11 protein-coding genes, 1 rRNA gene and 1 pseudogene are annotated in these 12,122 nt (G+C 72.6%); 11 read left to right on the plus strand and 2 right to left on the minus strand.

Going from position 1 to position 12,122, the window contains the following annotated elements:
- Positions 1-155: 155 nt before the first annotated feature.
- The 3 genes and pseudogenes from rrf to HO151_RS07005 all read left to right on the plus strand — a co-directional run bounded on the left by rrf (position 156) and on the right by HO151_RS07005 (position 2,515).
- Positions 156-272 (plus strand): 5S ribosomal RNA (rrf, locus tag HO151_RS03690).
- Positions 273-433: 161 nt separating this feature from the next.
- Positions 434-1,138 (plus strand): annotated as a pseudogene (locus HO151_RS07590) (hypothetical protein); the annotation flags it as partial.
- Between the two features lie 549 nt (positions 1,139-1,687).
- Positions 1,688-2,515 (plus strand): tetratricopeptide repeat protein, encoded by an 828-nt coding sequence (locus HO151_RS07005; RefSeq protein WP_217422832.1) that lies wholly within the window; start codon positions 1,688-1,690, stop codon positions 2,513-2,515.
- 78 nt (positions 2,516-2,593) lie between these two features.
- Here the strand turns inward: HO151_RS07005 and HO151_RS03700 are convergent, their stop codons facing one another.
- Positions 2,594-3,883: a DUF1015 domain-containing protein gene (locus tag HO151_RS03700; protein ID WP_173894675.1), complete on the minus strand. Its 1,290-nt coding sequence runs from the start codon at positions 3,881-3,883 to the stop codon at positions 2,594-2,596.
- A 71-nt stretch (positions 3,884-3,954) separates the two neighbouring features.
- Here HO151_RS03700 and HO151_RS03705 point away from each other — a divergent pair, with 71 nt between their 5' ends.
- The 4 genes from HO151_RS03705 to HO151_RS03720 all read left to right on the plus strand — a co-directional run bounded on the left by HO151_RS03705 (position 3,955) and on the right by HO151_RS03720 (position 8,202).
- Complete coding sequence (locus HO151_RS03705) at positions 3,955-4,983, plus strand: HAD hydrolase-like protein (protein WP_173894676.1); 1,029 nt, start codon at positions 3,955-3,957, stop codon at positions 4,981-4,983.
- 110 nt (positions 4,984-5,093) lie between these two features.
- Positions 5,094-6,137 carry an iron ABC transporter permease gene (locus HO151_RS03710; protein WP_173894677.1) on the plus strand — a complete coding sequence of 348 codons (1,044 nt, stop codon included), beginning with the start codon at positions 5,094-5,096 and terminating at the stop codon, positions 6,135-6,137.
- Between the two features lie 92 nt (positions 6,138-6,229).
- Positions 6,230-7,231 (plus strand): iron chelate uptake ABC transporter family permease subunit, encoded by a 1,002-nt coding sequence (locus HO151_RS03715; RefSeq protein WP_217422834.1) that lies wholly within the window; start codon positions 6,230-6,232, stop codon positions 7,229-7,231.
- A 149-nt stretch (positions 7,232-7,380) separates the two neighbouring features.
- Positions 7,381-8,202, plus strand: coding sequence for an ABC transporter ATP-binding protein (locus HO151_RS03720; RefSeq protein WP_173894679.1), 822 nt, complete (start codon positions 7,381-7,383; stop codon positions 8,200-8,202).
- Positions 8,203-8,249: 47 nt separating this feature from the next.
- Here the strand turns inward: HO151_RS03720 and HO151_RS03725 are convergent, their stop codons facing one another.
- Positions 8,250-8,597, minus strand: a complete 348-nt coding sequence (locus HO151_RS03725; protein WP_173894680.1) for an SCP2 sterol-binding domain-containing protein — start codon at positions 8,595-8,597, stop codon at positions 8,250-8,252.
- A gap of 177 nt (positions 8,598-8,774) precedes the next feature.
- On the opposite strand from HO151_RS03725, the gene HO151_RS03730 reads away from it, so the two are divergent.
- The 4 genes from HO151_RS03730 to HO151_RS03745 all read left to right on the plus strand — a co-directional run.
- Complete coding sequence (locus HO151_RS03730; protein WP_173894684.1) at positions 8,775-9,044, plus strand: hypothetical protein; 270 nt, start codon at positions 8,775-8,777, stop codon at positions 9,042-9,044.
- A 7-nt stretch (positions 9,045-9,051) separates the two neighbouring features.
- A complete protein-coding gene (locus HO151_RS03735; RefSeq protein WP_173894681.1) occupies positions 9,052-9,867 on the plus strand; it encodes a TlyA family RNA methyltransferase in 816 nt (271 codons plus the stop codon).
- Positions 9,864-10,769: an NAD kinase gene (locus HO151_RS03740; protein ID WP_173894682.1), complete on the plus strand. Its 906-nt coding sequence runs from the start codon at positions 9,864-9,866 to the stop codon at positions 10,767-10,769. Before HO151_RS03735 ends, HO151_RS03740 begins: the two co-directional genes overlap by 4 nt.
- 245 nt (positions 10,770-11,014) lie before the next feature.
- Positions 11,015-12,122, plus strand: a 1,108-nt coding sequence (locus HO151_RS03745; protein ID WP_173894683.1) for an AAA family ATPase, incomplete at its 3' end; no start/stop codon positions are given.

The raw sequence follows: 12,122 nt of genomic DNA on the forward strand, positions 1-12,122 counted from the left end.
TAGGCCGAGGGCTTGTCCTCAGTTGCTCGCGTCCACTGTGTAGTTCCCAGACAACGAACGGTTGTGCTGGCTGAACAGTTCCACTAATCAATTGAATAGTGTGCTTGTTCGCTGCCCGTTCACAGCTCCACCTTTGGTGGAGTGTCTGAAAGGGTTTCGGTGGTCATAGCGTGAGGGAAACGCCCGGTTACATTCCGAACCCGGAAGCTAAGCCTTACAGCGCCGATGGTACTGCAGGGGGGACCCTGTGGGAGAGTAGGACGCCGCCGAACAATTTTTGGAGGACCTCTGGTCCCAGCGACTCGCTGGGACCAGAGGTCCTTTTTTGTTTTCCCGAAGCGCGCCGGGTACTCGGCTGCGCGAGAATGACTTGCGGTACCGATGACAGGAGTCACCCATGTCCACCAACTCTCCCGACGAGCGACCGGAGCGCGATCAGCGACGCCGGGACAGTGGTGACCGCGGCGGCTACCGCGGGGGCCCTGGCCGTGACAACGACCGAGGCGGGGCCGGCCGGCGTGACGGCGGACGTCCGCCCTTCAGGCGCGACGATCGCCGTGACGACCGTCGTGACGACAACCGTGGCGGTGGCGACCGTGGTGGCTTCCGCCGTGACGACCGTGGTGGCGACAGCCGTGGTGGCGACAGTCGTGGTGGCGACAGTCGTGGTGGCAGCCGTCCGCCGTTTCGCCGTGATGACCGTGACCGTGGTGGTCCGCGGCGTGACGGTGACCGTCCGGCGTTCCGGCGTGACGACCGTCGTGATGACAACCGTGGTAGTTATGAGCGTCGCGATGATCGTGGCGGTTTCCGTCGTGACGACAGCCGTGGTGGCGACCGTCCGGCGTTCCGCCGTGACGACGAGCGTGGTGGTCCGCGGCGTGACAGCGACCGTCCGCCCTTCCGCCGCGACGACCGGCGTGACGACCGGCGCGATGACCGGCGTGATGACAACCGTGGCTGTTATGAGCGTCGCGACGATCGTGGTGGTTTCCGTCGTGACGACAGTCGTGGCGGAGAGCGTCCGGCGTTCCGCCGCGACGACAACCGGGGTGGCGGCTTCCGGCGTGACGACCGTGACCGGAGTGGTCCGCGGCGTGACGGTGACCGTCCGCCTTTCCGCCGCGACGACCGTCGTGATGACAGGCGTGACGACCGGCGCGACGACCGTCGTGATGACAGGCGCGATGACAGGCGCGATGACCGTCGTGATGACAACCGTGGCGGGTATGAGCGTCGCGATGACCGTGGTGGTTTCCGTCGTGACGACAGTCGGGGCGGTGAGCGTCCGGCGTTCCGCCGCGACGACAACCGGGGTGGCGGCTTCCGGCGTGACGACAGCCGTGGCGGTGAGCGTCCGGCGTTCCGCCGTGACGACGAGCGCGGTGGCCCGCGGCGTGACAGCGACCGTCCGCCTTTCCGCCGCGACGACAGGCGTGACGACCGTCGCGATGACCGGCGTGACGACAGGCGGGACGACAACCGTGGCGGCTTCCGTCGTGATGACAACCGTGGTGGTGGCGGATTCCGTGGGCGCGACGACCGTGGCCGTGGCGGACCGCGCCGCGACGACAGCCGTGGCCGTCCCGGCGGCGGCTTCCGCGGTCGGGACGACCGTGGCGACGACCGCCGCGGCGGTGGCCGCTTCCGCGACGAGCGGGACCGTGACCGTGAGCCGATCAAGCGGCTGCCGATCCCGGACGACGTCACGGGCGAGGAGATCGACAAGGACGTGCGTCAGGAGCTGATGAGCCTGCCGAAGGGACTCGCCGAGGACGTCTCCAGGAACCTGGTGATGGTCGCCCGGCTCATCGACGAGGACCCCGAGGGTGCGTACGGCTACTCCAGGGTCGCCCTGCGTCTCGCGTCGCGTGTCGCCGCGGTCCGGGAGGCGGCGGGCTTCGCCGCGTACGCGAACCAGAAGTACAGCGAGGCGCTCGCCGAGTTCCGCGCCGCGCGGCGTATGACCGGCACCGTGGACCTGTGGCCGGTGATGGCGGACTGCGAGCGCGGTCTGGGACGTCCCGAGAAGGCGCTCGACATGGCCGGGGCCCCCGAGGTGCAGAAGCTCGACAAGGCCGGCCAGGTCGAGATGCGGCTCGTGGCGGCCGGTGCGCGGCGGGACATGGGCCAGCTCGACGCGGCCATCGTCACGCTCCAGAGCCCCGAGCTGGCCTCCCACTCCGTCCAGCCCTGGACCCCGCGCCTGCGGTACGCGTACGCCGACGCGTTGCTCGCGGCCGGACGTGAGGGTGAGGCACGCGAGTGGTTCGCCAAGGCCGTCGAGTCCGACAAGGACGGCAGCACCGACGCCTCCGACCGGCTGGCGGAGCTCGACGGCGTCGAGTTCACGGACGCGCTCGACGAGGACCGGATCGGGGACGGGACCATCGAGGTCGCCGAGGACGATGTCACCGAGCACCGGGGCGCGACCGAGGACGAGGACGAGGACGAGGACGAGAACGAGGATGCGGACGAAGGCGAGGACGAGGACACCGGCGGTCTGAAGGGCTGAGTCCACCGGGAGTGGTGACAGCGCACGGGCGGGATCCCCGACGGGGTCCCGCCCGTTTGCGTTGCCGTGCCGGAGGGGTCAGTGGTCGAGCGTCCGCAGCACCAGGCCCGACGCCGGCTTCGGGCCGAAGGACGTCGACTTGCGGGGCATCGTGACGCCCTGGCTCGCGAGGTCGCGTACGACCTCCTCGCGGACCGGGTGCATCAGGACGGCCGTGCCGCCGTCGCGCTCCGCCTTGGCGACCGTGGCGGCCGTGTCGTGGATGTACGCGATGTGCTCCGGGACGTCCGGGATCCGCCAGACGTGGTCGAGGAGCGCGGCGTGCAGGACGGTCGCGTCCAGGGTGCGCCATGCCTCCGGGCGGTCCGCCGGGACCGTCCGGGCGAGGAGGTCGGGCGAGGGGCGGTCGACCAGGTGGAAGGTGCCGTCGCCCGCCAGGAGGAAGGCGTTCCCCTCGGCCGCCGCCGCGGAGAGCGCCGAGAGTGCCCCGGGCAGGGGTCCGTCGACGGAGCGTATGCGGAAGGAGTCGCCCAGGGCGGCGAGTGCCTTCTGCACCGGGAGCTGGTGCAGGAGACGGTGGATCGCGCGGACGCGGAGCGGATGGCGGGCGGTGTCGACCAGGAGCACCAGACCGTGGTCCCAGGGGCTGGGGGAGGGGTGCTCCGCGCGGAGCCGCAGACAGGTCGCCCAGCGGTGGTGGCCGTCCGCGATGAGCGCCTGGCGGCCGGCCAGGTCCGTGCGCACCTCGGTGAGGTCGGCCGGGTCGGTGACGGCCCACAGACGGTGGCTGAAGCCGTCCTCCGTGGTGGTGGAGAACAGCGGCGGGCGCGCGGCGGTGCGCTCGATGACGGCCGTCGCACCGGAGGCGGAGCCGTCGCCCCGGTAGGTCAGCAGCAGGGGTTCGAGGTTCGCGGAGGTGGCCCGCATCAGGGCCGCGCGGTCCGCGACGACATGCGGCATGACGTCCTCGTGCGGCAGCACCACGCCCTCGGACGGCTCCGACAGCCGCAGAGCCCCGATGACGCCCCGCTGGACCATCCCCTCGTCGTCCAGCTGCTCGTAGACGTACAGGGCCGGTTCGGGGTCGATTCTCAGGACGCCCTCGGAGATCCAGCGGCGCAGGGTGGCCGCAGCCTGGTCGTTGCGGGTGCCGGGTGTGGTGGCCTGCGGCAGGATCAGACGGACGATGTTGTGCGGGTCCGCCGATTCGAGGTGGAGCAGGCCGTCGGGCCGTACGACCACGTCGTACGGCGGGGATGTGACGGCGGACAGGCTGCCGACCCGGTCGGGGTCGTAGCGCAGGCCCCGGAACGGGGTGAGGTCAAGGCCCGTGCGTGCCGGTACGTCCGCGGTACCTGCAGTGTTCATTGATGCATCGTAAGTGTGCCCGTGGCATGGGAGATGATCGGGGAAAGGGATCGAACGAGGAGCGATGCGTAATGAGCCAGACCGCGAGGACGCGCCCTGCCGGCAGTGACCGGACCCTGAACGAGGCGTACGACACGGCGCTGCTCGACCTGGACGGGGTGGTGTACGCGGGCGGGCAGGCCATCGCGTACGCCGTCGAGTCGCTGGGCACGGCCCACACGGGCGGGATGCGTCTCGCGTACGTCACGAACAACGCGCTGCGGACGCCCGACAGCGTGGCGGAGCACCTCACGGAGCTGGGCATACCGACGCAGGCGCAGGAGGTCATCACCTCGGCCCAGGCGGTGGCCCGGCTGATCGGCGAGCAGCTGCCGCGGGGGGCGCGCGTGCTGGTGATCGGCGGGGAGGGGCTGCGGGTCGCGCTGCGCGAGCGCGGGCTGGAGCCGGTCGAGTCGGCCGACGACGAGCCGACGGCGGTCGTGCAGGGCTTCGGCGGGCCCGACCTGCCGTGGGGGCGCTTCGCGGAGGCCTGCTACGCCATCTCGCGCGGGGTGCCGTGGTTCGCGTCCAACACCGACCTGACGATTCCCGGTGCGCGCGGCATCGCCCCGGGCAACGGGGCGGCGGTGGAGGTCGTACGGATCGCCACGGGCGCCGAGCCGCAGGTGGCGGGCAAGCCGCTGCCGCCGATGCACCGCGAGACGATCCTGCGGACCGGGGCCGAGCGGCCGCTGGTCGTCGGGGACCGGCTGGACACGGACATCGAGGGGGCGTTCAACGGCGAGGTGGACTCGCTTCTCGTGCTGACCGGGGTGACCGACGGGGCGCAGCTCCTCGCCGCGCCGCCGCAGCACCGGCCGACCTACGTCGACGCCGACCTGCGGGGGCTGCTCACCGGGCAGCCCGAGGTCGTCGGGGCGGACGGCGGATTCCGGTGCGGGGGCTACACCGCGACGGCCGGCGCCGGGGAGCTGGAACTGGACGGTGCGGGCGAACCGATGGACGGGCTGCGCGCGCTGTGCGCCGCCGCCTGGACGGCGGCCGGGGACGGGACGTGCGAACTGGACGGCAGCAAGGCGCTGGCCCGGCTGGGGCTCTGACACGGCTGGAGCTCCGACACGGGAGGGGCTGCGGATTCGGGGAACGAACGCCTCGCAGGTCACCACTCGTGCGGACTGGACCCGCTCGTAACTTAGGCTAACCTAACTGCGTGTTGGTCGACAGTCCCCCCGAACTGCGCGCGGAGACCGCCCCCGCGCCCCCGAACCGCCGGGCGATACGGACCGCAGGGCTCCTCCTGTCCCTCGCCGTGCTGGTGCTCGTCGCCGTGGCGAGCATCGCCGTCGGTGCGAAAGAGCTGTCCCTGGAGCAGGTCTGGCACGGCCTGTTCGAGGACTCGGGCACGTACGGGGACGTCGTGGTGGGCGAGCGGCTCTCGCGTACGGTCCTCGGGCTGCTCGTCGGAGCCGCGCTGGGACTCGCCGGGGCCGTGCTCCAGGCGCTCACCCGCAACCCGCTCGCCGACCCCGGACTGCTCGGCATCAACGCGGGGGCGTCCGCCGCGGTCGTCACGGCGATCACCTTCTTCGGTGTCACCTCGCTGAACGGCTACGTGTGGTTCGCCTTCGGCGGCGCGGCCGCCGTCGGGGCGCTGGTCTACTTCCTCGGCGGCAGCCGGGGCGCGACGCCCGTGCGGCTCGCGCTGGCCGGCACCGCCATCAGCGCCGCGCTCTACGGCTACCTCCAAGCCGTGATGATCATGGACGAGGCGGCGCTGGGCAGGATGCGCTTCTGGACGGTCGGTTCGCTGGCCTCCGCCACCGACTCCATCATCTGGCAGGTACTGCCGTTCCTGGCCGCCGGGACGCTCCTCGCGCTGGCGCTCGCCCGGCCGCTCAACGCGATGGCCATGGGCGACGACACCGCCCGGGCGCTGGGGGCGCACCTGAACCGCACCCGCGCGCTGTCCATGGCCGCCGCCACCGTGCTGAGCGGGGCCGCGACCGCCGCCTGCGGGCCGATCGTCTTCGTGGGGCTGATGGTCCCGCACGTCGTCCGCTCCTTCACCGGACCCGACCTGCGCTGGATCCTGCCGTACGCCACCGTGCTGTCGCCGGTGCTGCTGCTCGGCGCCGACGTCGTGGGGCGGCTGGTCGCGCGGCCCGCGGAGCTCCAGGTCGGCATCGTCACCGCGGTCCTCGGCGGTCCGGTCTTCATCTTTCTCGTACGACGGCGGAGGACGGCGCAGCTGTGAAGGCCCCACACGACAAGGCCCTACGCGACAAGGCCCCACACGACAAGGCCGGACGGGGCTTCCGGGCCCGCACGGTCCGTACCGGCGGCGGGCTGTCGGTCCGTGTCGACGTCCGCGCGTCCGCGGTCGTCGTCCTCCTGCTGGTGGCGGCGCTCACCGCGAGCGTCGTGCTCATCGGCACCGGCGACTTCCCGATCCCCGCCGGCGACGTCCTGAGGACGCTGCTCGGCGACGGTGACGCGGGCCAGGAGTTCATCGTCAACGAGCTGCGGCTGCCGCGCGTCCTGGTGGGGCTCCTGGTCGGTGCCGCGCTCGGACTCGGCGGCGCGCTCTTCCAGGCCGTCTCCCGCAATCCGCTGGGCAGCCCCGACGTGCTCGGTCTCGGACAGGGCTCGACGGCCGGCGCGCTCGTGATGATCGTGCTGTTCTCCGGGAGCGCGACCCAGGTGACGGTGGGGGCGCTGGCCGGCGGTTTCGTGACCGGTCTGGCCATCTATGTGCTCGCCTGGAAGAAGGGCGTGCACGGTTACCGGCTGGTCCTGGTCGGTATCGGTGTCTCCGCGATCGTCACGGCCGTCAACGGCTATCTGATCACCAAGGCCGACCTCGTCGACGCGACCCGCGCCGTCGTCTGGATGACCGGCTCCCTCAACGGCCGCGACTGGTCCCAGGTGTGGCCGCTGCTCGGCCTGTGCGCCGTCCTGGTACCGCTGGTCCTCGGCAACGCGCGCGCCCTGCGGACGCTGGAGATGGGCGACGACGTGGCGTACGCGCTCGGGGTGCGGGTGGAGCGGACGCGGCTGGTGCTGATGGTGGCCGCCGTGCTGCTCACCGCGTCCGCCACGGCCGCCGCGGGCCCGGTCGGCTTCGTCGCGCTCACCGCGCCGCAGCTCGCCCGGCGCCTCACCCGCTCCCCGGGGCCCAACCTGGTACCGGCGATGTGCATGGGCGCCACCCTCCTGGTCGTCGCGGACTGGGCCTCGCAGCGGGCCTTCGGGGCCGACCAGCTGCCCGTCGGCGTGGTGACCGGGGTCCTCGGCGGCGTCTACCTGCTGTGGCTGCTGGTCACCGAACGGAAGGCGGGCCGGATATGAACGCCGCCGACAGTACGAGTACGAGTACGGGTAGGGGCTCCGGCTACGGGCCGGACACGACCACCAGGCCGCACACGACCACCAGGCCGCACACGACCACCAGGCCGGACACGACCACCAGGCCGGACACGACCACCCGAAGGAGCGCCGTGGACCGCCTGTCCGCCGAGAACGTCACCCTCGCCTACGACCAGCGGGTCATCGCCGAAGAGCTGTCGGTCGGGATACCGGACAACTCCTTCACGGTGATCGTCGGCCCCAACGCCTGCGGCAAGTCCACGCTGCTGCGCGCGCTGTCCCGCATGCTCAAGCCGCAGCGGGGCCGGGTGCTGCTCGACGGGCACGTCATCCAGTCGATGCCCGCGAAGAAGGTGGCGAGGACGCTCGGGCTGCTCCCGCAGTCGTCGATCGCGCCCGACGGGATCACGGTCGGCGACCTGGTGGGGCGCGGCCGCTATCCGCACCAGGGCCTGCTGCGCCAGTGGTCGGCCGAGGACGAGCGGATCGTGCGCGAGTCGATGGCCTCGACCGGGGTCGCCGAGCTCGCGGACCGGTACGTCGACGAGCTCTCCGGGGGGCAGCGCCAGCGCGTGTGGATCGCCATGGCGCTCGCCCAGCAGACCCCGCTGCTGCTGCTCGACGAGCCGACGACCTTCCTCGACATCCAGCACCAGATCGACGTGCTGGACCTGTGCGCCGAACTGCACGAGGAGCGGGGCCGGACCCTGGTCGCCGTGCTGCACGACCTCAACCACGCCGCGCGGTACGCCACCCATCTGATCGCCCTGCGCGACGGGGCGGTGATCGCGCAGGGGGCGCCGGCGGACATCGTCACGGCCGAGCTGGTCGAGGAGGTCTTCGGACTGCGCTGCCAGGTCATCGAGGACCCGGAGACGGGTACGCCGCTGGTGGTGCCGGCGGCGCGGAAGTCCCGTACGGCCGCCGTGTCCGCGGCCGTCACCGAGGGGTAGCCGGGCGGGGAGCCGAAAAGAGGTGAAAGTGAAGGGACCGGGTGGCGTCAGAGCAGTTTTCTGAGGCGCATCAGGTCCCGCAGGCCCGCCTCCAGCTTGACCCGGCCCGAGCCCCACGCCTTGGCGAAGTGCAGCTCGCCGCCGACCATCGCGACCAGGTCGTCGCCGGTCATGGCGAGCCGGATCTCCGCCTTCCCGGGCGGCGGGCCCTCGACCGTGTCGAGCACCACGATCCGGCCGTCCCGGAGCCGGCCGACGAAGGTGACGTCGAGGTCGGTGATGTGGCAGCTCAGGGAGCGGTCCAGGGCGGCCGCGCTCCGTATGTCGCCGTCCGCGCCCGCCATGTTGTCCGAGAGTGTGTCGAGCGCGCTGCGGCACTCCTGTGTGGTCGCCATCGTGATCGACGGTACCGCAGTGCTTCGGGGTAGCGTCGGGGCATGAGCGAGTCCATGGCCGGACCGGAGACCGGATTCCGGGCGGAATCCGACGGTTCGGAACCCTTCCGCACCTCGGAACCCTTCCGCACCGAGGCGGGCGACGCGGTCGCGTCCGGCGGCCGGCCGGAGCACGACCTGTCAGCCCTCGACCCGTCAGCCCTCGATCAGTCCGGCTCCTATCCGGCCGCCCCCGCCCCGCTGTACGTGCCGCGCACGCCCACGGGGGACGCCGGGGTCGACGGTCTGCTCGGCCGGCTGGCCGACGCGGACCACCTCGCCACGGACGGCCACGCGGAGGTGTACGAGGATGTGCACCGGGGGCTGCGCGACGCGCTCACCGCGCTCGACGCCCGCCAGGGACCTCCGGTGCCTCCGGGTCCGAACAACGCGAACAACAGGAGCTGAACCGAACGTGGCAGGAGTGGCACGACGCCGCCTCGACGCCGAACTGGTCCGGCGCAAGCTCGCACGCTCGCGCGAGCACGCCGGACAGCTGATCGCCGCCGGGCGGGTCACCGTCGGCAGGAACCTCGCGACCAAGCCCGCCACCCAGGTGGAGACCGCGGCCCCGATCCTGGTCGCGAAGGACGACGACGACCCGGACTACGTCTCGCGCGGCGGCCACAAGCTGGCCGGGGCGCTGGCGGTCTTCATGCCGCTCGGCCTGGTGGTCGAGGGCCGGCGGGCCCTGGACGCCGGGGCCTCGACCGGCGGCTTCACCGATGTGCTGCTGCGCGCGGGCGCCGCGCGGGTGCTCGCCGTGGACGTCGGCTACGGGCAGTTGGCGTGGTCTCTGCGGAGCGATGAACGCGTCACCGTCAAGGACCGTACGAACGTACGCGAGTTGACGTTGGAGGCGATCGATGGAGAGCCGGTGGATCTTGTCGTCGGCGACTTGTCCTTCATCCCGCTCGGCCTGGTGCTGCCCGCCCTCGTGCGGTGCGCGGCGCCCGGTGCCGACCTGGTGATGATGGTCAAGCCGCAGTTCGAGGTGGGCAGGGAACGGCTGGGGAGCGGCGGGGTCGTCCGCAGCCCCGAGCTGCGGGCGGACGCCGTGCGCGGCGTGGCCCGGCAGGCGGGGGAACTGGGGCTCGGGGTGGCGGGTGTGACGGCGAGTCCGCTGCCCGGACCCGCGGGGAACGTCGAGTACTTTCTGTGGCTGCGTGCCGGGGCACCCGCACCGGACCCGGCCGACATCGACCGTGCAGTGGCGGAGGGGCCGCGTTGACCGACACCCGATCTCGAACTGTTTTCCTGCTCGCCCACACCGGACGGCCCGCGGCCATCCGCAGTGCCGAGCTCGTCGTCGAAGGGCTCCTGCGCTCCGGGCTCGGCGTACGGGTCCTGCGGGCGGAGGCGGCCGACCTGCCGCTGCCGCCGACCGTGGAACTCGTCGAGGAGGCGACCCCGGAGTGCCTCGACGGATGCGAGCTGCTGATCGTCCTCGGCGGGGACGGCACGCTGCTGCGCGGCGCCGAGTTCGCCCGCGCCTCCGGGGTGCCGATGCTCGGCGTCAACCTGGGGCGCGTCGGCTTCCTCGCGGAGGCCGAGCGCGACGACCTCGACAAGGTCGTCGACCGGGTGGTGACGAAGGCGTACGAGGTCGAGGAGCGGATGACCGTCGACGTCGTCGTGCACAGCAACGGCGACGTCGTGCACACGGACTGGGCGCTCAACGAGGCCGCCGTGCAGAAGGCGGGGGCCGAGAAGCTCCTGGAGGTCGTCCTGGAGATCGACGGGCGGCCCGTGACCGGCTTCGGCTGCGACGGCATCGTCTGCGCGACGCCGACCGGGTCGACGGCGTACGCCTTCTCCGCGGGCGGTCCCGTGGTGTGGCCGGAGGTCGAGGCGCTGCTCATGGTGCCGATCAGCGCGCACGCCCTGTTCGCCAAGCCGCTGGTGACCTCGCCGAACTCGGTGCTGGCCGTGGAGATCCTGCCGCACATCCCGCCCGGGGTCCTGTGGTGCGACGGCCGGCGCACGGTCGAGCTGCCGCCCGGCGCCCGGGTGGAGGTCCGGCGCGGGGCGGTGCCGGTACGGCTGGCCCGGTTGCACCACGCCTCGTTCACCGACCGGCTCGTCGCCAAGTTCGCCCTGCCGGTGGCCGGCTGGCGGGGCGCCCCGAACTGAGCCGCGTCACGGGGTCGCGCCGCGCGCGGGATGCGCGCGGCGCGGAGTTCCGTGCAGGGAGGGCCGAGAGGGCCCAGAGGACGCCGATAGGACGCCGGGAGGGCGCCGGAGGGCACCGCATTCACGGAGAAGGCGGGTATTTCGGCCGGACGGGGTGGCTGCCGGGAGTGACCTCGGGCAGCGTGGATACCTGGACGTTTGTGCAGGGACTGGGGCGGCGTCGCGCCGGGCGGGAGAAACCTCGTATGGTCATGTCCGTGTTGGAGGAGATGCGGATACGGTCGCTCGGAGTCATCGACGACGCGGTTGTCGAGCTGTCGCCAGGCTTCACCGCCGTGACCGGCGAGACCGGCGCGGGCAAGACGATGGTGGTCACCAGCCTGGGCCTGCTCCTGGGCGGGCGCGCCGACGCCGCCCTGGTGCGGATCGGAGCGAAGAACGCGGTCGTGGAGGGACGGATCTCCGTGCCCGCGGCCTCCGCGGCGGCCCTGCGGGCCGAGGAGGCCGGTGCGGAGCTGGAGGACGGGGCCCTGCTCATCAGCCGTACCGTCTCCGCCGAGGGCCGCTCGCGCGCGCACCTCGGCGGGCGTTCCGTGCCGGTGGGGCTGCTGGCCGAGCTGGCCGACGACCTGGTGGCCGTGCACGGCCAGACCGACCAGCAGGGGCTGCTCAAGCTGTCCCGGCAGCGGCAGGCCCTCGACCGGTACGCGGGCGACGCGGTCGCCGTGCCCCTGGAGAAGTACGCGGGCGCCTACCGGCGGCTGCGCGCCGTCTCCACCGAACTGGAGCAGATCACCACCCGTGCGCGGGAACGCGCCCAGGAGGCCGACATGCTGCGCTTCGGGCTCGACGAGATCGCCGCGGTGGAACCCAGGGCGGGCGAGGACGTGGAGCTCGCGGCCGAGGCCGAGCGGCTCGGGCACGCGGAGGCGCTCGCGTCGGCCGCCACGGTCGCGCACGCCGCCCTCGCGGGCAACCCCGAGGACCCGGAGGGCATCGACGCCACGACGCTCGTCGCGGGCGCGCACCGGGCCCTGGAGGCCGTACGGTCCCACGACGCGGCCCTCGGCGCGCTGGCCGGCCGCATCGGGGAGATCGGGATCCTGCTGGGCGACGTGGCGGGGGAGCTGGCGGGCTACGCCGACGACCTCGACGCGGACCCGCTGCGGCTCGCCGCGGTCGAGGAGCGGCGTGCCGCGCTCACCGCGCTGATCCGCAAGTACGGCGAGGCCGGCGAAGGCACGGCCGCCGTGCTGACCTGGGCCGAGCAGGGGGCCGCGCGGCTCCTGGAACTGGACGGCGACGACGAGCGGATCGGCGAGCTCACGGCCGAGCGGGACGCGCTGCGGGCCG

The sequence above is a fragment of the Streptomyces sp. 8P21H-1 genome, assembly GCF_013302945.1.